At 44.6% G+C, this 21,461-nt stretch carries 24 protein-coding genes and 2 pseudogenes; 20 read left to right on the top strand and 6 right to left on the bottom strand.

Translation table 11 applies throughout. From position 1 onward, the window contains the following. Positions 1–98: 98 nt before the first annotated feature. From K365_RS25735 to K365_RS0112555, 8 genes are all read left to right on the top strand, one after another. Entirely contained in the window at positions 99–596 is a 498-nt protein-coding gene (locus tag K365_RS25735) for a C45 family peptidase (protein WP_156887722.1), read from the top strand. 41 nt (positions 597–637) lie between these two features. Next, the gene (locus K365_RS25740; protein ID WP_034624970.1) at positions 638–1,099 is read left to right on the top strand and encodes a carcinine hydrolase/isopenicillin-N N-acyltransferase family protein; all 462 of its coding nucleotides are present in this window, start codon (positions 638–640) and stop codon (positions 1,097–1,099) included. A 69-nt stretch (positions 1,100–1,168) separates the two neighbouring features. Then, positions 1,169–1,540: a GNAT family N-acetyltransferase gene (locus tag K365_RS27355; RefSeq protein ID WP_024334831.1), complete on the top strand. Its 372-nt coding sequence runs from the start codon at positions 1,169–1,171 to the stop codon at positions 1,538–1,540. A 221-nt stretch (positions 1,541–1,761) separates the two neighbouring features. Continuing rightward, positions 1,762–2,766, top strand: a complete 1,005-nt coding sequence (locus K365_RS26615; protein WP_024334832.1) for an alpha/beta fold hydrolase — start codon at positions 1,762–1,764, stop codon at positions 2,764–2,766. A 26-nt stretch (positions 2,767–2,792) separates the two neighbouring features. Then, positions 2,793–3,305 carry a DUF6653 family protein gene (locus K365_RS0112530; RefSeq protein WP_024334833.1) on the top strand — a complete coding sequence of 171 codons (513 nt, stop codon included), beginning with the start codon at positions 2,793–2,795 and terminating at the stop codon, positions 3,303–3,305. A 293-nt stretch (positions 3,306–3,598) separates the two neighbouring features. Next, on the top strand, positions 3,599–4,837 hold the full coding sequence (locus K365_RS0112535; protein WP_024334834.1) for an IS91 family transposase: 1,239 nt from the start codon (positions 3,599–3,601) through the stop codon (positions 4,835–4,837). Between the two features lie 1,056 nt (positions 4,838–5,893). After that, positions 5,894–7,345: a group II intron reverse transcriptase/maturase gene (gene ltrA, locus K365_RS0112550; RefSeq protein WP_024334835.1), complete on the top strand. Its 1,452-nt coding sequence runs from the start codon at positions 5,894–5,896 to the stop codon at positions 7,343–7,345. Continuing rightward, on the top strand, positions 7,338–7,991 hold the full coding sequence (locus K365_RS0112555; protein ID WP_051147843.1) for a GNAT family N-acetyltransferase: 654 nt from the start codon (positions 7,338–7,340) through the stop codon (positions 7,989–7,991). The genes ltrA and K365_RS0112555 overlap by 8 nt, the downstream gene beginning before the upstream one ends. 78 nt (positions 7,992–8,069) lie before the next feature. Here K365_RS0112555 and K365_RS27950 read toward each other — a convergent pair. From K365_RS27950 to K365_RS0112585, 5 genes and pseudogenes are all read right to left on the bottom strand, one after another. Next, positions 8,070–8,789: pseudogene (locus tag K365_RS27950) on the bottom strand (IS4 family transposase); the annotation flags it as partial. A gap of 247 nt (positions 8,790–9,036) precedes the next feature. Continuing rightward, positions 9,037–9,231 carry a hypothetical protein gene (locus K365_RS0112570; protein ID WP_006964083.1) on the bottom strand — a complete coding sequence of 65 codons (195 nt, stop codon included), beginning with the start codon at positions 9,229–9,231 and terminating at the stop codon, positions 9,037–9,039. 368 nt (positions 9,232–9,599) lie between these two features. After that, positions 9,600–10,394 carry an IS21-like element helper ATPase IstB gene (istB, locus tag K365_RS0112575; protein ID WP_006964084.1) on the bottom strand — a complete coding sequence of 265 codons (795 nt, stop codon included), beginning with the start codon at positions 10,392–10,394 and terminating at the stop codon, positions 9,600–9,602. After that, positions 10,394–11,914 (bottom strand): IS21 family transposase, encoded by a 1,521-nt coding sequence (istA, locus tag K365_RS0112580; protein ID WP_024334838.1) that lies wholly within the window; start codon positions 11,912–11,914, stop codon positions 10,394–10,396. The genes istB and istA overlap by 1 nt, the downstream gene beginning before the upstream one ends. A gap of 98 nt (positions 11,915–12,012) precedes the next feature. Further along, positions 12,013–12,699, bottom strand: a pseudogene (locus tag K365_RS0112585) (IS4 family transposase); the annotation flags it as partial. A gap of 219 nt (positions 12,700–12,918) precedes the next feature. On the opposite strand from K365_RS0112585, the gene K365_RS0112590 reads away from it, so the two are divergent. The 11 genes from K365_RS0112590 to K365_RS0112640 all read left to right on the top strand — a co-directional run bounded on the left by K365_RS0112590 (position 12,919) and on the right by K365_RS0112640 (position 18,984). Beyond that, the gene (locus K365_RS0112590; RefSeq protein WP_024334840.1) at positions 12,919–13,185 is read left to right on the top strand and encodes a hypothetical protein; all 267 of its coding nucleotides are present in this window, start codon (positions 12,919–12,921) and stop codon (positions 13,183–13,185) included. Between the two features lie 438 nt (positions 13,186–13,623). Further along, positions 13,624–13,923, top strand: coding sequence for a VOC family protein (locus K365_RS25745; RefSeq protein ID WP_337833251.1), 300 nt, complete (start codon positions 13,624–13,626; stop codon positions 13,921–13,923). A 94-nt stretch (positions 13,924–14,017) separates the two neighbouring features. Further along, a complete protein-coding gene (locus tag K365_RS26620; RefSeq protein WP_024334841.1) occupies positions 14,018–14,722 on the top strand; it encodes a helix-turn-helix domain-containing protein in 705 nt (234 codons plus the stop codon). Positions 14,723–14,882: 160 nt separating this feature from the next. Beyond that, complete coding sequence (locus tag K365_RS0112605; RefSeq protein ID WP_029725271.1) at positions 14,883–16,301, top strand: amidase; 1,419 nt, start codon at positions 14,883–14,885, stop codon at positions 16,299–16,301. A 111-nt stretch (positions 16,302–16,412) separates the two neighbouring features. After that, positions 16,413–16,856 (top strand): hypothetical protein, encoded by a 444-nt coding sequence (locus K365_RS0112610; RefSeq protein WP_024334842.1) that lies wholly within the window; start codon positions 16,413–16,415, stop codon positions 16,854–16,856. Between the two features lie 115 nt (positions 16,857–16,971). Beyond that, complete coding sequence (locus tag K365_RS0112615) at positions 16,972–17,274, top strand: BrnT family toxin (protein WP_024334843.1); 303 nt, start codon at positions 16,972–16,974, stop codon at positions 17,272–17,274. Continuing rightward, positions 17,271–17,537, top strand: coding sequence for a BrnA antitoxin family protein (locus K365_RS0112620; RefSeq protein WP_024334844.1), 267 nt, complete (start codon positions 17,271–17,273; stop codon positions 17,535–17,537). The genes K365_RS0112615 and K365_RS0112620 overlap by 4 nt, the downstream gene beginning before the upstream one ends. A 210-nt stretch (positions 17,538–17,747) precedes the next feature. Beyond that, a complete protein-coding gene (locus tag K365_RS0112625; RefSeq protein ID WP_024334845.1) occupies positions 17,748–18,038 on the top strand; it encodes a nucleotidyltransferase family protein in 291 nt (96 codons plus the stop codon). Positions 18,039–18,200: 162 nt separating this feature from the next. Further along, positions 18,201–18,419: a hypothetical protein gene (locus K365_RS28455; protein WP_024334846.1), complete on the top strand. Its 219-nt coding sequence runs from the start codon at positions 18,201–18,203 to the stop codon at positions 18,417–18,419. 98 nt (positions 18,420–18,517) lie between these two features. Continuing rightward, positions 18,518–18,802: a type II toxin-antitoxin system Phd/YefM family antitoxin gene (locus K365_RS0112635; RefSeq protein WP_006964502.1), complete on the top strand. Its 285-nt coding sequence runs from the start codon at positions 18,518–18,520 to the stop codon at positions 18,800–18,802. Beyond that, the gene (locus K365_RS0112640) at positions 18,799–18,984 is read left to right on the top strand and encodes a type II toxin-antitoxin system RelE/ParE family toxin (protein WP_024334847.1); all 186 of its coding nucleotides are present in this window, start codon (positions 18,799–18,801) and stop codon (positions 18,982–18,984) included. The genes K365_RS0112635 and K365_RS0112640 overlap by 4 nt, the downstream gene beginning before the upstream one ends. A 59-nt stretch (positions 18,985–19,043) precedes the next feature. Here K365_RS0112640 and K365_RS0112645 read toward each other — a convergent pair whose 3' ends face one another. Then, on the bottom strand, positions 19,044–19,751 hold the full coding sequence (locus K365_RS0112645) for a MurR/RpiR family transcriptional regulator (RefSeq protein WP_024334848.1): 708 nt from the start codon (positions 19,749–19,751) through the stop codon (positions 19,044–19,046). A gap of 227 nt (positions 19,752–19,978) precedes the next feature. Between K365_RS0112645 and K365_RS0112650 the strand changes: the two genes are divergently transcribed. Further along, positions 19,979–21,451 carry an FAD-binding oxidoreductase gene (locus tag K365_RS0112650; protein WP_024334849.1) on the top strand — a complete coding sequence of 491 codons (1,473 nt, stop codon included), beginning with the start codon at positions 19,979–19,981 and terminating at the stop codon, positions 21,449–21,451. Positions 21,452–21,461: the final 10 nt, after the last annotated feature.

Consider the following 21,461-nt stretch of genomic DNA (forward strand, 5'->3'; position numbering starts at 1 on the left):
TACAAAGCGGAATTCGTCAATTTTTATTGCAAATACAAGGTGTTATAAATTTAGTTTGTTCATTTTTTATCACCGAAAGTTGAGGTAATCATTATGAAATGGGCCGAAAAATGGGGGACATATTTAGGCAAGGCAACGTTAAGTTCCCAATAAAACTGGATGCATTTCAAGTAAAGCATGGAAGAGAATGTGGGAAATTGCTTAAAAAGCACTTCCCCGAAGCAGTAGACGAAATTAAAGGTGTCACAGACACAATTGAATATGACAATGAGCTATTTACATCTTGGATGATGTGTATGGGGAGTTGTCTTGATATCAATAACGGGAATTGCGTTGAAATTCGAGGCTGCACGGCGTTTAGTTTTACGCAAAAAGGCCGAATTTATCATGGCCGGGACAACGATCTACCACCATTTTTAAAGAAAATAAGTAAAAGTGTTTATTATAGGCCACAAAACGGGAATAGTTTTATTCTTAATACGTCATCCTTTATCAACGGCGAGGAGGGAATAAGTAATTATGGCTTAGTTGTTGCAATGACGTATGTTCTTCCCAAATTGGATGAGATTAAACCTGGAATCAATTCAGTCTTTTAGTACGGTATATTCTTGAAAAATGCAAAACAGTTGATGAAGGAATTCGTGTCTTAAAAGAACTTCCTATCGCTTCAAGTTGCAATATAATATTGACAGACAAAGAAGGGAAAATGGTTGTTGTGGAATGTAATCCACAGAAAATTAATATCCGAAACCATGAGAGAAATGGAGCTGGAGAAAGCTTTATTATCACAGTAAACCATTTTACATCAAAAGATATGTGGAAACATGATGCAAGTGATCGTAATGTCTATTTTTCTGAAAATCGTTATCAAACTGTTTATAATGCACTAATGTGCATGGATTGCAACGATGGGGTTGAGTTTGCACAAAATATATTAAGAGGGAAATATGGTTTTATTTGTCAATACGATAAACAATTAAATTTTGATACAATTTGGTCTTCTGTGTTTGATATTTCCAACAGAAGACTATACAGAGCTGAGGGAAACCCATCCAGGGTAAAGTTCAAGGAAGATGCTCGTTTTTATAATTTTTTCTAACATTGCTGTTGCAGGTGACGGCTCGTACCTCGCCGTCCCTGAACAGCCCGTTATGTCTCTGAAATAAAGATGAGCGACACAATATTGACAACCAAAAGACTCCGTTTAGAAAAAATTGGAAATAAGCATAAAAGCGATCTTTATGCATTACTTTCAAATCCAAAAGTGCATAAATATTTTCCGAAAGCATTGGATAGAAATGAATCAGTAGCCTTTTTTGAAAAGATCCAGTACCGTTATAATGTTGATGGGTATTGTTTTTGGGCAGCTATCCGAAGTACCGATAATGTTTTTCTGGGAATTTGCGGCTTATTATCTCAAATAATTGACGGGCAAAAAGAAACAGAAGTCGGTTACCGTTTATTGGATGAATTTTGGGGCCAGGGATATGGAACAGAAGCCGCTTGGGGGTTGCATTCAGTATGGCAAAAAAGTGCTTAATCTGGCTTCTATTATTTCTCTGATTCGACCTGTGAATCTTCCATCAATAAGAGTTGCAGAGAAGAATGGATTAACACTTGAAAAAGAAACAGTATTCCAAAATATGCGGCATTTTGTATATCGAATAAATCTAAATGAGACATAACCCGCTTTTCCACAGGACGCCAAACAGCCGGCGCCTGTGAAAAGCCCGTTATGTGATAAATTGAGGAGTGTGAATAATGGAAGTAAATAGATTTGCAATTCAGATTTTTATGGCAAATATGAAAAAAAATAAGACGGTCGCTATTTATCTGATAGCTGCAATTATATGCCTGTTTTTGTCAGCATGCGCCATAAACAACTCTGCCATTCAGACTAAAAAACTAATCGCCGAATCTGCCGATGGTACTCGTATTGCTTATGGGTTCAGCGGACAGGGGGAAACCACCCTTTTATTCGTTCACGGCTGGCTATGTGATCATAAAATTTGGCAACCTCAGATTGATTATTTTTCCAGTAATTATAAGGTGGTTTGGTTGGATTTGGCAGGTCACGGAAGTTCTGAAACCGACCGTCAAAAATTTACAATGTCAGCATTTGCACAAGATGTCAAGTCGGTTTATGATAAGGTCGGCGGAGAAAAAATAATTCTTGTCGGTCACTCCATGGGAGGTCCCATAGTGATCGAAACTGCCAGACTGCTTGGGAAAAAAGTTGTTGGAATCGTTGCTGTTGATGCTTTTTATACTCCGCTTGCATCTGTTCCGGAAGAAGCAAAAATGGCATTTCTTGAGAAATTGAAAAAAGATTATCCCTCTGCCTTGGAGGAAACAGTCAGATCAATGTTTGCGCAAAGCGCAAATCCGGATTTGGTAAACTCAACTTATCAAAATATGCTTGCCGCTGATTATAAGATGGGAATCAGTTCGTTATATGAATGTATCAAATGGAATTCACAAAAAGAACCGTCTGAGCTTAAAACATTTTCAGGAAAACTTTATAATATCAATGGTGCGCCGAAAGGTGACGAAAAAGCTTTGCATAACAGTGTTGTTTTAATTTCTGGCGTAGGTCATTTCCTTCCCCAAGTAAAAGCTGAAGAATTTAATGCGGCATTGGAAACGGTTATTGAAAAAATACAATCTTCATTAAAAAATACACATAACCCTGCGCTGAACCGGACGCAAGGGGCTACGGGTTCTCAGATGAAGTTGTTCAGTCAGCTCGCCCCTTGCGCCGGTTAGCTTGGTCGTTCGGCGGAAATGTCATCATGAAAACGCAACATAATGCGATCACAAGAATATTGCTCATGTCCGATGCTACTTGGCTACGACATGCTAACCCGTGGAGTGCATGGACAAGAATCATTACAGGCCTACCGTTATTGACCTTGTCCCTTTGGAGCAGGTCTTGGATTGGGCGATGGTCTGTATTGCCACTTCTCGCCGCCCTGCTTTGGATCTGGATCAACCCCAGAGTTTTTCCCGAACCCAAGTCAACCAACAATTGGGCTTCGCAGGGCGTCTTCGGGGAAAGGGTTTGGCTGAACAGAAAAGTTATTACGATTCCTCGACACCATTTAATCGCCGCCAACACGCTGCTTGCCATAAGTGCGGCAGGTATTCTCCCTTACGCCTATGGCATTTGGCTATTAAGTCTTTGGCCTACCCTCTTGGGGGGCCTATTAATGTATATGGGAAAACTCTGGTACTTTGATCGAATGGTTTGGCTCTATAGAGACATGAAAGACGAAGTTCCTGAATATGCCAAATGGAACCGATAAATAACGCCGAACAAGGCAAATTCAGCCGACGCCAAAAGCCGCGCGGCTGATTTGCAGCGTTACATTAAACCTGGACGGTGGACACGGCAGTTTCCAAAGGGCTGCAGAACTCTAAACGCTTATAAATGAAGGCTTTTCAAATGATAGAGCCAACTTTGCCGGAGAACGGGGGGCGCCTGCGCGCAAGAATTACGCCAGTCATGTCATTTGCAAAAAACCGCAAATGCCCCGCCTGTCATAATTCTTGCAGCTTGCTCCCCCCTTATCTCCTCTGCCCCAGGCTTCGGTAACCGATGAAAACTCTTTGCTCACATAAGCCGCTTCCCGACAAACCGGATGATAGCCCCACGGTCGGCAATATCTTCAGGGAATTCGGCCCTTCCTTCAGAGACACACACCGGCTGCATCCCCGGCAGCACAAGGTCATGTACGATATTGAGCATTGCCGGCGCGGGGAGTTCGGCACCCACTGGGAAATCTGCGATAATTGCGGGCACCTGGAAAAGGGATACAACTCCTGCAGGAACCGCCACTGCCCTGGCTGCAATAACATTGCCCGCCGCAGATGGGTGGCGGCCAGGATTGATGAACTGCTTCCTGTATCCTATCACCATTGCGTCTTCACCCTGCCTGATATCTTCAACCCATTATGCCGCTTCAACCGGCGGGTCATGTACGACCTGCTGTTCGAAAGCGCCTCTCAAACCCTGCTGGAGTTCGGGGAAAATCCCAAACGACTGGGGGCCAGGATCGGGTTTTATGGCATCTTCCACACATGGGGCGGCAAGCTGTGGCTCCATCCCCACATCCATTTTATTGTCACCGCAGGTGGGGTGAATACTCGGGGGCAGTGGGTGGAGCCCAAGTACCATGCAAGCTTCCTGTTTCCGGTCAGAGCACTTTCCAACGTATTTCGGGCCAAGTTCTTGAGCGGCCTGATCGCGGCCCACGGCAAGGGCCTGTTGAACCTGCCCGGTGACCTGGCCCGATTTGAGACCCCGGACGTATTCAGGCAATGGCTGTTCCACACCGTCCCCAGGGACTGGGTGGTCTATTCAAAACCACCGTTCTCAGGACCGGCTGAAGTGGTGAAGTATATCGGCAGATACACCCATTCCGCAGCCATCAGCGACAACCGGATTATCTGCGTTGAAAATGACATGATCACATTCTGGTTCAAGAATATCCGGAAGAAATGCCGATGGGAAACCACCACTCTTCCTGCGATGGAATTCATCAACCGTTTCCTGACACATGTTCTGCCCAAGCACTTTCACAGGATCCGGTATTACGGGTTTCTGGCAAACGGCAAGGCAGGAGAGCAGATCTCATCCATACGCCAGGCTTTGAACGACCGGATAGAACAAAGCGCGGAAACAGAAGCGCCCATTGACCATACCTGCCAATGCCCGGCCTGCGGCAACGGCACCATGATGACTATCCTGGTGCTGGACGGATTCGGGAACGTGGTGAAAGATGCCGGTTCGGAGACAGAAGTTGCACTGGGAATAAAGGCAGCAGAATCGCCATAAAGGCCTTTACTTTGAAGAGCATTGCAGATATCAAAAGTAGTCGGGGGTCTTACCAGGGACTTTTATCGACAACCAACAGCGGCTGGCGGGTTTTTGATCTATTTTTTAACCGGACTGGATAAATCAACAGGGTGAATCCAGATGAACACTCAAATCTTTCAGGAAATATTTAAACCGTTGGCAGCAAAATCCTGGCTGTGGAATACAGATTTTTCTGCTTTTACCCGAGGGATCAACACCGAATCTTCGACCCGGTCAATGTAACAAATAAGTTGGAGCAGACCTGCTGCGGCATTTTTTTGACTGTGTCTTGGCAGCTCAACTTAACGTTTTTTTTTGGACGAAGCCCTGGCGGGCGGATGGAGAGGGTTTCATTGCTTTTACCCAAGGGGCCAACATCGTGAAAGACTCACCCGATAAATCGGGTTCGTCAACAAATAAGATGAAGCTGGTGCGACAAGAAGTCGCTTTTAATAATGTTGGGCTTGACCCAACCTGCTGTATTACCAGCAGTTTTACATTCCGGCATGCATTACCAGTAATGGTTTTGTGTGAAGCCCGGATGACAATGAAGCCCTTGGCTTTATGCCAGGAGAGAGAGCCGTGAGGGGACCTCAACTCTGGGAGCATCAATCCAGATGGGAGCTATGAACGATGGTATGCGTAACATATGTGAACTGTTAATAAACGTCGTTATTTTTGACAGGCCAAAGATGCTGACAGGCCTGGGCCAAAAGGCAAGAGGTATGGATGGAGCGTTCCGTTTTCGCTTCACGTAATCTATGATCCCTCCGGCGGATAGACAGACGCTAACCCATTGGGTGTTAAAAGTGGAACTTGGTAAGCCCGTATTTTCCCTTCGAAAGAAGGACAGCTGATCGCAAGATTGGCTTATGGGGATGCGGGTAGAGGAACGCTGGAGAAAGCGAATGCTGATCTGTAATGGATCAGATACGGGTTCAAAATTTGCCCGACCATGAAAATGGGCAGACTTCCGGCATGGTGTTGGATCACGTGAAACGATTTGAAATGGAATAACCGTATTGGTGTGGATAGATGATATCATTTTATGATGTTGACGGCCGTATGGGCTTGAAGAATGTGTGGGACCTTCTTGATTGGGACAAGCACAGGCTGATAGTATCCCGTATACAGACGCGTATCGTGAAGGCAGTTAAGAATGGATTAAAGCAAACGGCACGCGGCCTTCAACGGCTGCTGTCCAACTCGCTTTCGGCAAAGCTTATCGCCATTAAGCGGGTGATATCCAATAGTGGAAAACGAACCCCGGGTGTGGACAATCTATTAATTGATACACCCCGAAAGCGATGGGAAACGCTCAAGAATCTTAATCTTCCCGAATATAAGGCAAAACCGCTGAAACGCATTTACATCCTGAAAAAGAATGGTAAGAAACGACCATTAGGCATACCGGCCATGCATGACCGGGTGGAACAGGCCCTTGATTTACTGGGACTTGATCCGGTATCTGAAACCACTGCTGATCATCATTCCTATGGATTCAGGAAAGTGCGTTCGGCTCAGGATGCCATGGGAGCTATTTATAATGCGCTGAGACGGAAAGGTAGTGCTGACTGGATTTTAGAGGCAGATATCAAAGGCTGTTTTGATCATATTGACCACAAATGGTTGAATGAGAACATCCCGATGAACAAGAAGAAATTAAAACAATGGCTCAAGTGCGGTTACCTTGAGAAGCATACGTTTAATTCAACAAATGAAGGGACTCCACAGGGAGGGATAATTTCACCGACGCTTGCAAATATGGCACTTGACGGTATTCAGGATCTCCTTGCAGATAACTTCAGGAAAACTGATAAGATTCATTTTGTCAGGTACACGGATGATTTCATTATAACGGGCCGTTCCCCGGAACTGCTTGAAACCTGTGTCAAACCTTTGATTGAAGGGTTTCTTAAAATAAGGGGTCTTGAATTGTCAGAAGAAAAAACCATGATCACACATATTGATGATGGCTTTGATTTTCTTGGCTTTAATGTCAGGAAATATAAAGGCAAACTTCTGATAAAGCCGTCTAAATCCAGCATCAAAAGCATTAAAGCAAAAGTCAGAGACTATCTGAATGCCAACAAGACTAGGCGAACCGACGTTGTAATTGCCAAACTGAATACCATCATACGCGGTTGGGCAAATTATTATAAACATGTCGTCAGTCGGAAAGTATTCGGGGACCTTGACCATGCATTTTGGCAAATGACATGGAAATGGGCCAGGAGAAGGCATCCAAAAAAGTACAAAGGATGGGTTAAAGGCAAATATTACCGAAGGATCAAAGGTCGAGACTGGCGATTCATGGAAAAAGGTAATCCTCAACCCCTGATTTTATTAGGCCCGACCTGGCTCATCAGGCATATAAAGGTTAAAGCACAGGTCAATCCATATGATCCTGTATGGGAAGACTATCTCAAAGCTCGTTGGAAACGAAAACAACTGTCGGGTGTGGCCACGCGCCTTATCAATGCTTGAGCCGGATGAGGTGAAAGTCTCATGTCCGGTTCTTAGGGGGCTTGGGGCTGGCAACAGCCCCCGGCCACCCGACACATCGGGGATTTTTTTTGGCTGTGCGGTCGCAGCTTATCTTAACGTTTGGCATCGGGAATATATGAGTAACATCATTTTAGAAACCGAAAGACTCAAATTAGAAATGATAGGTGAAGATCGTTTTGATGATTTGTATAAACTTCTTTCAAATGAAAAAGTACATAAATATTTTCCAAAAGCATTAAACGAGATTGAGTCAAAAGATTTTTATGAAAAAATTCTGAGCAAGTATAAAACTGACGGGTATTGCTTTTGGGCAGTTATTCGAAAAAATGACAATGAATTTCTTGGTATATGTGGCATTGTAAATCAGAACATTGATGGACAAGTTGAATCCGAAATTGGATACAGATTATTAGATTCCTTTTGGTGTAATGGTTATGGTACAGAAGCAGCAAAAGGATGTATTGACTATGCAAAAAATAAATTGTCGAAAAAATCTGTTATATCTCTTATACGTTCGATCAATACGCCATCTATAAGGGTTGCAGAAAAAAATGGATTTCACTTTGAAAAAGAAACAATTTTCCATGAACTGCCACATCGAGTTTATCGTTTAAAATTGACATGATGCCATAACATCCGCATCTACAAGGACATGCTACTATCTCGCCGAATCAGGCTTTCGAGATTCGCGGAATTTATTAACTCAACTTTCGGTGGAGTAATTCCACACCTCCGATAAATGTTTCGATCTGTCAGTGAATCCAAAATGGTCAAGAGCTTGCCCCATCACTAGGTCGAGCATGTCTTGTATTATTTGTTCCGTTAATCCATAGAAGCGCTGTATGTATGCCATAGCCATCCGCATAATTCTTTCCAAAGAAACCATAAAAGTCAAATTGGCCATCTCTTCATTGCAGGCTCGGAAGAGCTCTCCAAACGATCGCTGATCCATGCGTTGCCGCTGATAAAGGCTGAGTATGTTATACCTGGCAATAACCAGAGATGTATGTGCGATTAACCCATCATAATTTCTGACCTGTATTTCTTTCACCAATTTCAAATGCTGTTTGCACATTTTGAAAAAGACTTCGATGTCCCAACGTTTGCCGTACAGCCGAATTATCTCTTCATTGGGGAGGGACAGATCCGTCGACAATAATGCAAGCCAGCCCCTTTTTTTATCACAAGGAACAAAAACAACCTTTGCCTGTTTGCCATTGGAAAGCGTCACAATAGCCTGAGCTTTGACTTTTGCACGGCCCCGCTTTTTCTTCAATTTTTTGTACAGGTCAGACAGCCTGAGTTTCCTGCCCTGGTATTGGTAGAACCATTTTGGATGGTCTTTCAGCATACAGATAACGTGGATATGCTCACGAAGTGCTGCTATGGCAGAAGGCATTGAGAACCAACTATCCATCAGGATGTCAAATGTCAATTACTTTGTCCGGTCCGCGTCAATTATCTTGGCCGGTTTTCCCATATTGATAACTGAATTTTGAATGAATAAATTCCGATCTGTTTTTGTTGCAATTTTTATCTTTCATGATCATGCCAATCTCCTTCATTGTAATTGACGTTTTTTCTCGATAGTTGATTGACGAACGACAATTATTATTTGCTTGTACGACAATTAAAAATTCCTGTTTGGAACTACAACCCAAAACGATTAATCAATCCTTCTGATCCTCACAATATTTAAAACCTGCCTTTTTCAAAATATCTTCCAAAATGATTCCGGGTTCTCCTTTTGCCTTTAATTGGTCGAGCATCCACCTTTGGATACGAACATTCACATGAACCCGCTTGAGATGCGGGGGTAATTTTTGTTTTGGTTTTCCTCTATATCCTCCACGGTTACTCTGCATTTCATTCCCTCATATTGATTTAGGCAAGCTCTAAAAGGCTTGTCAATAGGACACTATAGAAAAGTGTGTTACGCTTTACAAAAAAAACCGCTCATTTTCTGTTAAAATTCCCGACCCTCTTTTTTTTATGATAATGTTGTCTTGATATTTTTTCCTGCAGTGATATTGTCACGCCACCAACCCGGAGGATAGGGCAACTGCTGGGAAGCACCCCGAGCGCCGTGGTCGGTGACCGAAGCATGGGGCAGCGCCGGCAAATGCCAGCCTGCCCTACATGCTTTGGTCCACAATGCGTTAAATCCCGGGGGTTTGGGGGCTGGCCCCCATATAAAATCGGACAAAATTCCTTTTTGTTTCACCTTTTTTCATCATGTATATGATTCACCGGAAGGAAGATCCTGCCCCAGGCTTGTGTTGATGTTTCTGGAAATTGCCTGGCGTTTACGAAAACTGTCAGCCTCTATTTCGATAATAGTCGCATGGTGAACCACCCGGTCGATAGCGGCTACAGTCATCGAGGGATCGGTGAATATTTTGTCCCATTCACCGAACGGCTGATTGGATGTGATGATGATACTTCCAGTTTCATATCTGTGGGCGATCAGCTCGAAAAGCACATGGGTTTCGGCATCCGTTTTTTTAACATAACCCAGGTCATCCAAAATGATGACAGAAAATTTATCGAGTTTTGCCAGGAACTTTTCAAGCTGCAGATCAGCACGGGCCTGCTGCATCTCTTGAACAAGTGCCGTTGTCGTAAAATAGCGCACCCGAATTGATTGCTCTATTAAGCCATGGGATATTGCAGCTGCCAGATGGGTTTTTCCAACACCACTGGGCCCAAAAAATAGAAGATTCTCGGCTCGCTTTACCCAATCGCTGTTTTGGGCCAACGCCTCTATCCTTTCCGGCCTTACTGTAGGTGTCTGGCTAAAATCAAATGTTACAAGGGTTTTACCAATCGGAAGGCGGGAGTCCTTTGTAAAACGCTCAATGCGACGGCTGTGACGTTCATTTAATTCCTGCTCACACAGGGCCGCCAGATATTGAGCCGGCCTCCAGTGCTCCTCCTCAGCACGGGTGAGAAAGCTCTCCCATAATCGGGCGATGGTTGAAAGACGTAACTGTTTGAGCAGCACGGGAAGGGCTTCTGAGCTTGCCATCAGAACACCTCCGCAGGTGAGTGCGAGGAAAGCAGAATGTTGTAATCTTCTCCTGAGGCCACCATTATATCGATTTCAGGTATTACACCTTCCTTTTTGTCAAATTTTTTTTGCAGTTCATGAAGCGCCGGGATGTGATCGTTCGTCATTTTTTTAAAGATGTAATCACCAAGTTCCGCTTCCCGATCGGTCCGGTTGGCCAAAGACAAAATTCCCACGATTGCTTTGCAGGCAGCACGGGGATCCAACCTCTGGTCCAGCTGTTCCCAGATATGCCGGTAAGTATCACTGGGCAACAGGTCATCCCGAAGCTGAGAGTATCGAAAAGCCTGCGGTTTACGCTCCAGGCTATTGATCACATGGCGGTAATTGACACTGCGGGACCGCCGGTTATTATCTGGCGGAAATTGCCGGGACAATGTGATGACGTAGGTCGTTCCCAAGTAGGCTTCAATTCTGTCATGGTAGATATGAATGCGTAGCCTCTCTCCTATAAGGCGGGATGGAACTGTGTAAATTACGCGGTTCACCAGAATAGTGCTGGTGGTGCTGACGCTGACTACTTTTTCGGTATAATCAACTGTTCTTTGGAGCGGTAGCCCTTTCAAATGCTTATGCTCTTGTGCAACCTTGTCGGCATTGCGGGCATTGATATCTCGAACGATGATATCAAGCCACTGCTGGTAGGCCTTTACAGACTCAAAGTCGACAGAATTGCGGAGCAACAGTGCTTGATGGATGCGATTCTTCAAGTGCCCGTGCGGTGACTCAACTCCACCGTTCTCATGCCCCTTTCCTTTATTATTTCGTGTCGGGATCACGCCATAGTGGCTGAATAATTCTTCGTATCGTCTGGTGACATCTTCCTTTGCATCCTTGTCCATGTTTTTAAACGCTGCGGAAAGGCTGTCGGTACGATGTTCTATGGGGACACCTCCCAGCCGCCAGAATGCATCCTGCAAACCCTCGCTCAGTGCAGTAAATGACTCGCCGCCCAGGACAACTTTAGCATGACACCACCCGCTGTAAATCAACCGGAAATGGTAGAGAAGGTGCTTCAACGGCTCTCCATTGATCGTAATGGTAACTTTTTTCAGCTTTGTAAAGTCTGACAAACCCATACGCCCGGGAATTTTTTCTTGCCGAAACATGACCTCCTTGCCGGTCCCGTTGAGCGCTTTCCATTTTTTCACCCGGCGTTGAAATGTGCGCAGTTTGGTACTCTGAAACTTATCAGGATATTTTATCGCAAAATGTTCAAATAATGTTAACGGTTGAAGCTCGAAATTTTGCTCCAGCATTGGAACAATCTCATTTTCCCAGATATTTTTGAAAGGATCCTTACGCGTTCTCCAATGGCGTACGGCTTTACCTCCAGGGGTAACTTCTCCTTTTTCAATGCGGCGACCTGAACGTTCTGATATGCCAGCCTTTGCGGCTGCTGTTTGTTGAATATGCCCTTTATTTTTTGTGCTCATGTATATCCTTATCTGTTGATCGGTTATGGGTTTACCCGACATCGACACCTCCGTTTTGATGGATTTTAGTGTCGGGGTTCTACCACGATTAACCGGACAAGTTAATTGTCGTCAACCGGACAAGATAATTGTCACACAATAATCAGGACGTATTTGGCCCGAACACCATTATCAAGGGCTCTTTTGATCATCGGCACAAGATGCTCTGTTGTTTTTGTAATCGCTTCCAGGCGGCGGTGATACCCACAAGTTCTTTTATCGATATCAGGATTGATCTCATTGTATCGATTCTTCTTATCCGCTGAGGACAACAGGGCAAAGTCAAGACCGAGAAAACTGTTACCGTCAGACCAACCAAGTGTCAGCATCCGGAATCCTTTTATGTATTTCATGTCTGAATGATCAAATACCCGGGATAAAAGCTCTACTTTCTTGGAACGATTCCGATTATAGGTTGAGTCATCGAAAATAAGAACTTCCTCGGAGGCATCATCAAGGAGGTGCCTGATGGTGAAATAAATCCGGCGGAAAAGCAGGAGGGTAAACCGCCGCCAGTTGTATGTCGGTGAATTCAAAAAATTGTAGGCAGCATCCTTATCCACGATAACCTCTTTGTTTCTTACAATGCCTTGGTACAAATTTGTACTGCAAAAAGCCAGATTGAACAAGGCTGTGAAAATGGCAAGCGGAGATGCCCCTTTACTCTTCGTTATTCCCGACCTGTTCAAAAGAGTCCCAATTTTAAAAATTGAGAAGTATTCATTGAGGGCACCTATCTTTTTTAAATTTTGGGTTTGATTTTGTGTGTCGATGCAGTTAAAATTCATTTTAGCGAATTCCCTTTGTATGTGTGTTAGTTTATGGGTAAACAAAACATATCATACAAAGCGGAATTCGTCAATTTTTATTGCAAATACAAGGTGTTATAAATTTAGTTTGTTCATTTTTTATCACCGAAAGTTGAGTTATTAAACTAAATAATCTTTAAAGGTAGGCGCCGCATGCCTGTAATGCAGGGCGTTATACTTTGATACTGAGACATCTCAATGCCCAAAAAATATAATATCATTTTCGAGTCAAAAGAAGATATATATGGAACTATCCCAAGAGCTGATGATTGGGTGCATTATAGCGGAACATTAACAGTAAAGGATGGCGGCAAATATCCTGTAATCCTTGATTTGAATTTTGTGCCACCCCATCCTTTCGCATTTAATATGCCTGAAAAACATATGGTAAAAGCTACAAGTATCTCTGATGCGTATTCTAAAATAGCCAGGTTTTTTTACAAATACGGGATTGTATTTAAGTAGCCTAAAATAATAAAAAAAGAGAGTATAACAAGCGCTTTCACGGCCGACCGGGCTAGTCAGCGGCGCCTTACAAGCGCTGTAGGTGTTCGATTTAACCGGTTGTTTAGCAACTCATTGCTTCCTCGCGCCCGGCGGGTGAAGCGCAGCGTTGGACGAATGCTGACTGCGTCAGCAGGAGTGTAATTTTATTGATTTGTAATCATTTAAAAATTTTGTTTTACAAGGCAGACTTTATGAGCTTGGGTGGGAGTTTTTTTTCACATTTTTAAGCCGGAGATCCTAAACATTATGAGCTAAAAAGGTGAAAATTTCAAGAGTAACAATTTTAACGCTTGGCGTAGGCGATTTAGGTAAAGCTACAGATTTCATAAAGCTGTCCTTGGTACACCTCCCAATATATCTGATGGGATTACTTTTATTGAGCTGCCCGGCACCTGGATTGCCCTCTATCCTTTTGAAAAACTCGCAGAAGATATCTCGCCCGATATTCCTGTAACTCGTAGCGGGTTTAATGGCGTTACTCTTGCTCACAACGTTAGTAGCAAGGATGAGGTTGTTGAAATAATAAGACGTGCGGAGACGGCTGGTGCTATGATTATTAAAGAACCGCAAGATACTTTCTGGGGCGGCTTCAGTGGATACTTCGCAGATCTTGATGGTTATTACTGGGAAGTAGCTTGGGGGCCAATGTTTGAGTTTACAAAGAATGGTGAAATGAAATTTAAAGAAGACCCATAACGAGGCAAAATCAGCCGCCGCAAAAAAAAGTGCGGCTGATTTGCGGCGTGAATTCAATAACCAAAGAACTATAAAATTATTCAGGAGTGCAACTATGGGATTAGTCGACAGTTACCGGTTTGTTCCCTGTGAAAGATTCAAAAAATCAAGGGAATATGAAATCCTACCAGACGGTTATTTTGATCTTGCATTCCTGTTGTCTGATTCGACTTGTAGAATTTTTCTTGCAGGACCCTACACTCAAAAAACAAATGTTCCGCTCGGCCATTTTGAACTGATCATCGTGCATTTCAAAGTGGGCAGAATGCCGAACTTTACTAATATTAGCCCCTGTGAACTGGTTAATACGATGATTGAACTTCCTCACATTTATGATCTGGATAGCGATACCATCGGTGATTGGCTGTTACGGCGAAACACCACCGACCTCAGGAAAAGCTTACTTGGAAAAATATTGGGCAATGTTAATGTTTCCCGCATATTAAGCGATAAAACTTATGAAAACGCCATCGCCCTGATCGACGCTCGTGACGGCCAGATACAGGTTGGGGAACTTGCACGTATTTTGAATGTGAGCAATAGAACTCTGGAACGGAAGTTTAGGCATATCCTGGGAATCCCACCAAAAAAGTTTGCTAAACTGGTGCGATTTCAGAGAGTTTTAGAAAAATTACGGTATAGTTCAGCCTCTGGAAATCTTATCGATATTGCCTATGAATTCGGCTATGCAGACCATGCGCATTTTATACGTGACTTCAAGTCTATGTCCGGCATTTTGCCAAGTTCATTTTGTGATTGATTTCAGCGTATTGTATAGGGGCGACCCTGAGTTCAAAACGATCATCATTTTTTTCCTCTGTCGCATTAATACAATCCAATTTCTTCTATAAACAATAGAATGTCTTCTGGTCAGTTGGTAAAGATTTTATGTTTTAAAAATAGCAATTGAAAAGGAGATAATGATGAATCCGGAAAACGCAAAGATAGATATCTGGCAAATGGGTGCTTGCGAAATTGCAGAAGCGATCAGAGAAAGACAAATCTCTTGTAGGCAGGTCATTTCTGATCATTTGGAGAGAATTGAGGCAGTAAACGGCAGCTTGAATGCGATAACAGTAACGTTAAACGAACAAGCTCTTGTGGCAGCAGACCAAATCGACAGCATCATTGAAAAAGGGGATCCGGTGGGTCCCCTTGCCGGAGTACCGGTCACTGTGAAAGAAAATATTGATCTTACCGGATCGGCAACCACCTTTGGCATTGTGCAGATGAAAGATGCCAACCCGACTACTGATGCGCCGCACATTGCGCAGATTAAAAAAGCGGGAGCGATCCCCATTGGCCGCACCAATCTTTCCGATTTTGGTCTTCGTCCTCACACCGCCAACCAATTCAGAGGGGAAACCACCAATCCCTGGGATTCCAATACGACTCCCGGCGGGTCCAGCGGCGGAGATGCAGTAGCTGTGGCAACCGGAATGTCTGCACTGGGTTTCGGAAACGATTATGGGGGATCACTTAGGGCTCCAGCCCAATTTTGCGGCGTTTGCTCCATAAAGCCGTCCTTGGGCAGGGTTCCTGACCATATGTCGCTGATGCCATCCGAACCGGCCATTTCCTCGCAGTTATTTTTGTTCCAGGGGGCAATAGCGCGTCGGGTCAAGGACCTGCGGCTTGCACTTGAAAATATGAGTGGGTTTGATGTCCGGGATCCGCGCTGGGTGCCTGCACCATTATCCGGCCCCTGCCCTGCCACTCCCATTCGAGTGGCTGTGACTTTAGATCCGGGTGGCAGGGGTGTGGCACCCCAAGTTGCCGCAGATATTAAAATGACCGCAGACTGGCTGTGCAATTCCGGATACGCAGTGGAAGAAATCGAGCCGCCGGCGGTTATCGATGCCTGGCAAACCTGGATTGAACTGACAAGCATCGAGATCAAAAAACTGGTCCTGCCAGGAATTAAAGAAATCGCATCTCCAGAGGCATTAAAGTTTCTGCACTTCTGGACAGAACTGTTTCCAGACGGAGATCTCCTCGCCTATATGTCCGCCTTGTCACGTAGAAATACAATTGCCAGGGAATGGTTGGTATTCCAGGAAAAATACCCGTTGATCCTCGGTCCTTCGCTCACCGAAACCGATTTTAGCCCTAACTTCGATATCCAAAGCCACAAGGAAACAAGTCGCTTCATCCAAGCATCCCGATTGATTATGGGAGCTAACACGCTGGGTCTGCCCTCTGTTGTTTTGCCAGTGAAGCGCACTGGCGCCATACCCGGCGCCGTACAGATCATAGGACCCCGCTTTCGGGAAGATTTGGTTCTTGGCGCTGCAGAGATTATTGAACAACACGCTGGTGTATTTACCCCAATTGACTGAAACTCATACAATCTTACTGCTTCAGGGGACGGAAAAAAGCGTTCTGCCCCTGAGCAGGGGGTTATGTGAGAACAGCAACAAAACGTTTCACCTAAAAATTGGGAGGCACAGATGATTGTCCACAATGTAAAAATTGGAAAAAAAACATCAGAGTATTTGTCGATTAGAGAGAATAAGAAAATATATGTCGGGAGCGCTGAATCTGATATCCGATATAGAGATATGCTGGTCAACGGTAGGCACAGATGGGAACTTTATTCTAAACCAAGTATAGATTTCTTTACGTTTGATCGAAAAGGAATGGAATTATCTCAATGCAAGCCAATCGTTGAAAAAAAAATTCGGGGCGTAGATGGTGTAATGATTATTGTCTCTGATCAAATGTCATCGGATCCACTAGTTCTTTGGGAAATAGATTGTTCTGTGGCAAATAAAATCCCTCTCGTTGGTGTGGATATTGGTAAAAATACCTATAATTTAATACCAAAGGGTCTTGAAAGAAAAATAACGAAATTTGGATGGGAATGGTTCTCTGAGTTTATTGACGGCCTTTAGAAAAGAGCAAATTAACACACAACAACCCAAATAAAGACGGATAAACCGCTTATTTGAAATCGTTCTGCTAAAAATCACGTTGACCTTATGTATATGATCATGGTATACGTAATATATGGTTAAACCAAAAAAAATATTGGAAAATTGTACCGGTTTTGAATGGGATCAGGGCAATCTTACCAAGAATTGGGACCAGCATGATGTTTCAAGCGGGGAATGTGAACAGATATTTTTTAATAGACCTTTAATTATAAAACGGGACAAAGAGCATTCCAAAAATGAAAATCGATATTATGTGCTTGGCCGTACGAATTTAAAGCGTCTGCTTTTTGCCGTTTTTACCGTTCGTAATGATAAAATACGAATAATTTCCGCACGTGATATGACAGACGCGGAAATTGAAAGGTATCTAAAATGAAAAAGAAAACACCTAAATTTCAAAGTGAGGCCGAAGAGCGTCTTTTCTGGCAAAAACATGATTCTTCAGAATATATTGACTGGTCAGATGCAGAAAATGTCGTTATGCCTAAGCTTAAGCCTTCGACCCGATCAATTTCCATCCGTCTCCCTGAGTCTATGATTGAAGAGCTTAAAGTAATTGCAAATAAACGAGACGTACCCTACCAGTCGCTGCTTAAGATTTTTATATCTGAGCGAATTGACGCTGAACTGCATCACTAATTTTAGCAGCGCAGAACCAGCGGGTGAACTTGACCGGGCAAAAGAGAATGCATTTTGTCTCAACAACGAGCCATAGTTCCTGCTATTTATTTGAAACGTTGCAGCAAGACAATCATCACAATGACAAATAGGTTGTACACTCTTTAAGAAGTGGTAAAATTACGATCAATAATACAAATTATAATACAGCAAAGCGTGTGAGGGGCATTCATGGGCAAGCAAGACATACTAAAAATATTACATCTTTATAAAAAAGAAGTTGCCAATGAATATAAGATTTTACAAATTGGTATTTTTGGATCGACCGCCCGGGGGGAGGCAGCCGATGAAAGTGATGTCGATATTGTAATTCGGGTCTCAGAACCGGATTTTTTCATGCTTGCAGGAGTAAAAAACGACTTGGAAGACAGGCTTAAAAAATCGGTTGATATTATTACGTACACAGACTCAATGAATACCTTTTTAAAATCACGTATAGATCATGAGGCTGTATATGCGTGACAAAGAACTAATTCATTTCTTTTCAAAATCATCAATTACATAAACAAAAATTTCAACCATCGACACAAATTCCTGTTTCTTCAATTATTCTTGATGAGGCGATTTATCCAAGAAAAGAGACTGGGCCTGGCCCGGACATCCTTCCAATACCATTTGCCGAAAATGGCAGCGTTGCCAAATTCGGCAAATGATGATTTATCCCGGGGCTTCACCGTTGCACAGGTGGCACAAAAGCACGGCTGGCCTGATCCCATGGTCTGGTCTCTGGCCCTGGAAGGCAAAAATGACCATGACCGGTTCAGTATGGGCCGACATGATTTCAAACCGGGGGATGTACGTATTGAAACCCATGTGCTGGCCGATGTCGCCCGGCGACCGTGAGCCTTGGCGTTCAAGGCGACCGGGCCGCGTTCAGCGGTCTCATCTTGACTTTGATCTTAATATGGACTAAATTAAGATCAATAATTATGGAGGCCAAGATGAAACTAAGCGAATCTGTAAAACCCATTAGCTATTTTAAAGCGCATGCTTCAGAAATTGTCCGGCAAATCGCTGATCGCCAGCAACCCATGGTTATCACTCAGAATGGGGAAGCCAAAGCGATTCTCCAGGATATTGTTCAATATGAGCAGACACAGGAAAGCCTTGCCATGCTGAAAATGTTGGCCCAAAGTAGAAATAGCCTTAAAAATGGGGATCACAAACCTGTTGCCGATGTTTTCAGCAATTTGAAAAAGAAAATCCGGGAAGACCAATCTGAATGAAATACACTGTTCATATTCTCTTAGATGCGGAAAAAGACCTTTTTGAAATCTATGATTATATAAAAAAAGCCGGATCCCCGCAAAACGCGGAAACAATTTTTTCAGAAATAGAAACAGCCTGCTGCAATCTGTCATTTAATCCGGAAAAAGATCATTATCCCCCTGAGCTTCAACGAGATTGAGGAAACCCCTGAGCCGCTGCTCTTTGAAGTACTCGATTTCCTCAGAATTTGATTACAATTTACTCCTTTTTCACCAGCAGGCGCTGAATGATTTCTTCCAGAAAAATGAAAAAAAGCGTGCGTGATTTTTCGTATGGTTTGAGATGTTCCGGCTGGGCCGTGCGGGAGAGCCAGAAGATGTTATCGCACTGGTTGAACAGATCCGTGTTGTATTCCTCAACAAGAATGACCACGGTGGCGCCGTTGCGTTTTGCCCTTTCATAGACCAGCTCAAAGGATTTAAACCGGCCCGTTTCCGTGAGGATCAGCAGCAGGGTGGTGTCATCCACCAGGTTGTTCAGGGTCACCTCGTCAGAGACGGCCATGGCAGGCTTGTCCGAGCAGTTGTGGAACCGGTACTCAAAATACCGTGCACAGAGCAACGAAGGGCCGTATCCGAAAAAGATGATTTTGCCGTGCCCGTCAATCAGGGTCAGCAGGTCATCGACCATGCCGTTGTCAAAGGTGTCGATAAAGGACTTAACCCGGCTCAGCTCATCCGACCCCGCGGCCGGAGGGATTTCCCTTCCATACAAAAAATCCAGGTACTGCCGGTAGCTGCTGAACCCCAGTTTCTTGACAAACTTGGATATTTTAGACACAGAGCACTGACACAGTTCAGCCGCCTGGTTGATCTTTATCCCGGGCATGGTCCGGCTGTGCCGGATCATCTGTTTGTGGATCTTTTTTTCCAGCGGGTTCAGTGTGCTTAAGTCCAGATTAATCATCTTTATTAATCCCCGTTTCCGTTTAACAATAGCAGACTGTAGCATGCTTTTGCCCCAGCGACAATGGAAAATTTTCCATTTTTCATTACTATTTGGCATTATAATGGAAAAATTTCCATTTTTTATTGACACATTGCCGCCATGCCTTTAGAATTCCCCCATAAAACATAAAACAGGCAGGATCATGCGTTCCTGCCACACACCATTCAGACTCAGGAGGTCCGCTTGTGGACAAAGAACAGATCATTCAAACGTTAGGCCAGATGCTTTCGCCGTCCCAGGTAAATACAGACAGCGAAGCCCTGTATGATGCCTCGGCAGACCGGTACAAGAAATACGCCAAGGTCCGGCGGGTCCTGGATGTGCCCGTGCCCGCGGCCATTGTGTATCCTAAAACGGCCGAAGAAGTCAGCCGGGTGCTGGCCTTCTGCAATGAGCACAGAGTCAACGTCATCCCCCGGGCCGGCAAAACGGCCACGGAAGGGGGGCTGGAAAACTGGAAGCAAAACACCGTGGTCATGGATGCGCTGCATCTGGACAAAATACTGAAGATCGATACTTATAACATGCAGGCCACGGCCCAGGCAGGCGTTCCCCTCCAGATGCTGGAGGATGCTGCCAGGGAAAAAGGCCTGACCACGGGCCACTCCCCCCAGTCCAAACCCGTGGCAAAGCTGGGCGGGCTGGTGTCCACAAGGAGCATCGGGCAGTTCTCCACCCTGTATGGAGGCATCGAAGACATGGTGGTGGGACTGGAGTGCGTGTTTCCCGACGGCCACATCGCCCGGATCAAGAACGTGGCCCGGCGGTCCGGGGGTCCGGATATCCGGCATATTGCCATCGGCAACGAAGGCACACTCTGCTACATCACTGAAGTGACGGTGAAACTGTTCCGGTTCTATCCGGAGAACAACCGGTTTCACGGGTATCTGCTCAAGGATATGGAAACCGGCATCCAGGTGCTGCGGGAAGTGATGGTCAACGGGTTCCGTCCGTCCGTGGCCCGGGCCTATTCTGAAGAAGATGCAGCCCAGCACTTTTATCATTTCCATCAAGGCAAATGCGTTCTCCTTTTCATGAGTGAAGGCCCCAAAGGCATTGTGGATGCCACCTGCGATGCCATTGAAGCGGCCGCGGAAAAATTTAAGCACGGCATCATCGAACCCGTGGATTCAAAGCTGATCCAAGAATGGTTCAACAACCTGAACTGGTCCCAGAAAGACATTGACGACGAACTCGAGGGAATGAAGGAAAATGATGCCCATTCCGGATTCACCACGGAAGTTTCCGCTGACTGGGAAACCATCCCGAAGATCTACAACCGTGTGATGCAGCGGATCCGGGAGGAATATCCCCGGGCCCACGACCTGACCATGCTGGGAGGGCACTCCTCCCACAGCTATATCAACGGCACCAACATGTACTTTGTCTATAACTACCGCATCCTCTGCGCCCCGGAAGACGAGATGCGGGTCTACCACCACCCGCTGCAGCGGATCATTGTTGAAGAGACCCTTAAGTTCGGGGGATCCATGTGCCATCACCATGGGATCGGTAAATTCAGAAACGAATGGACCAAGGAAGAACACGGGTCTGCCTATTACATGCTGGAGAAGCTCAAACAAAGCTTTGACCCCAACGGCATCATGAATTTCGGCACCATCTATCCCCAGGCGGACGGAAAAAAATACCAGCAGTAAGAGGGGATGA

This window comes from Desulfotignum balticum DSM 7044 (genome assembly GCF_000421285.1).
Taxonomy (GTDB): Bacteria; Desulfobacterota; Desulfobacteria; order Desulfobacterales; family Desulfobacteraceae; genus Desulfotignum; species Desulfotignum balticum.

What these genes read in the sequence shown, in the direction of transcription:
- K365_RS25735 (WP_156887722.1), top strand. Translation starts at nt 99, where the DNA reads ATGGGCCGAAAAATGGGGGACATATTTAGGCAAGGCAACGTTAAGTTC.
- K365_RS27355 (WP_024334831.1), top strand. Translation starts at nt 1,169, where the DNA reads ATGAGCGACACAATATTGACAACCAAAAGACTCCGTTTAGAAAAAATT.
- K365_RS26615 (WP_024334832.1), top strand. Translation starts at nt 1,762, where the DNA reads ATGGAAGTAAATAGATTTGCAATTCAGATTTTTATGGCAAATATGAAA.
- K365_RS0112530 (WP_024334833.1), top strand. Translation starts at nt 2,793, where the DNA reads ATGAAAACGCAACATAATGCGATCACAAGAATATTGCTCATGTCCGAT.
- K365_RS0112535 (WP_024334834.1), top strand. Translation starts at nt 3,599, where the DNA reads ATGAAAACTCTTTGCTCACATAAGCCGCTTCCCGACAAACCGGATGAT.
- ltrA (WP_024334835.1), top strand. Translation starts at nt 5,894, where the DNA reads ATGATATCATTTTATGATGTTGACGGCCGTATGGGCTTGAAGAATGTG.
- K365_RS0112555 (WP_051147843.1), top strand. Translation starts at nt 7,338, where the DNA reads ATGCTTGAGCCGGATGAGGTGAAAGTCTCATGTCCGGTTCTTAGGGGG.
- K365_RS0112570 (WP_006964083.1), bottom strand. Translation starts at nt 9,231, where the DNA reads ATGCAGAGTAACCGTGGAGGATATAGAGGAAAACCAAAACAAAAATTA.
- istB (WP_006964084.1), bottom strand. Translation starts at nt 10,394, where the DNA reads ATGGCAAGCTCAGAAGCCCTTCCCGTGCTGCTCAAACAGTTACGTCTT.
- istA (WP_024334838.1), bottom strand. Translation starts at nt 11,914, where the DNA reads ATGTCGGGTAAACCCATAACCGATCAACAGATAAGGATATACATGAGC.
- K365_RS0112590 (WP_024334840.1), top strand. Translation starts at nt 12,919, where the DNA reads ATGCCCAAAAAATATAATATCATTTTCGAGTCAAAAGAAGATATATAT.
- K365_RS26620 (WP_024334841.1), top strand. Translation starts at nt 14,018, where the DNA reads ATGGGATTAGTCGACAGTTACCGGTTTGTTCCCTGTGAAAGATTCAAA.
- K365_RS0112605 (WP_029725271.1), top strand. Translation starts at nt 14,883, where the DNA reads ATGATGAATCCGGAAAACGCAAAGATAGATATCTGGCAAATGGGTGCT.
- K365_RS0112610 (WP_024334842.1), top strand. Translation starts at nt 16,413, where the DNA reads ATGATTGTCCACAATGTAAAAATTGGAAAAAAAACATCAGAGTATTTG.
- K365_RS0112615 (WP_024334843.1), top strand. Translation starts at nt 16,972, where the DNA reads ATGGTTAAACCAAAAAAAATATTGGAAAATTGTACCGGTTTTGAATGG.
- K365_RS0112620 (WP_024334844.1), top strand. Translation starts at nt 17,271, where the DNA reads ATGAAAAAGAAAACACCTAAATTTCAAAGTGAGGCCGAAGAGCGTCTT.
- K365_RS0112625 (WP_024334845.1), top strand. Translation starts at nt 17,748, where the DNA reads ATGGGCAAGCAAGACATACTAAAAATATTACATCTTTATAAAAAAGAA.
- K365_RS28455 (WP_024334846.1), top strand. Translation starts at nt 18,201, where the DNA reads ATGGCAGCGTTGCCAAATTCGGCAAATGATGATTTATCCCGGGGCTTC.
- K365_RS0112635 (WP_006964502.1), top strand. Translation starts at nt 18,518, where the DNA reads ATGAAACTAAGCGAATCTGTAAAACCCATTAGCTATTTTAAAGCGCAT.
- K365_RS0112640 (WP_024334847.1), top strand. Translation starts at nt 18,799, where the DNA reads ATGAAATACACTGTTCATATTCTCTTAGATGCGGAAAAAGACCTTTTT.
- K365_RS0112645 (WP_024334848.1), bottom strand. Translation starts at nt 19,751, where the DNA reads ATGATTAATCTGGACTTAAGCACACTGAACCCGCTGGAAAAAAAGATC.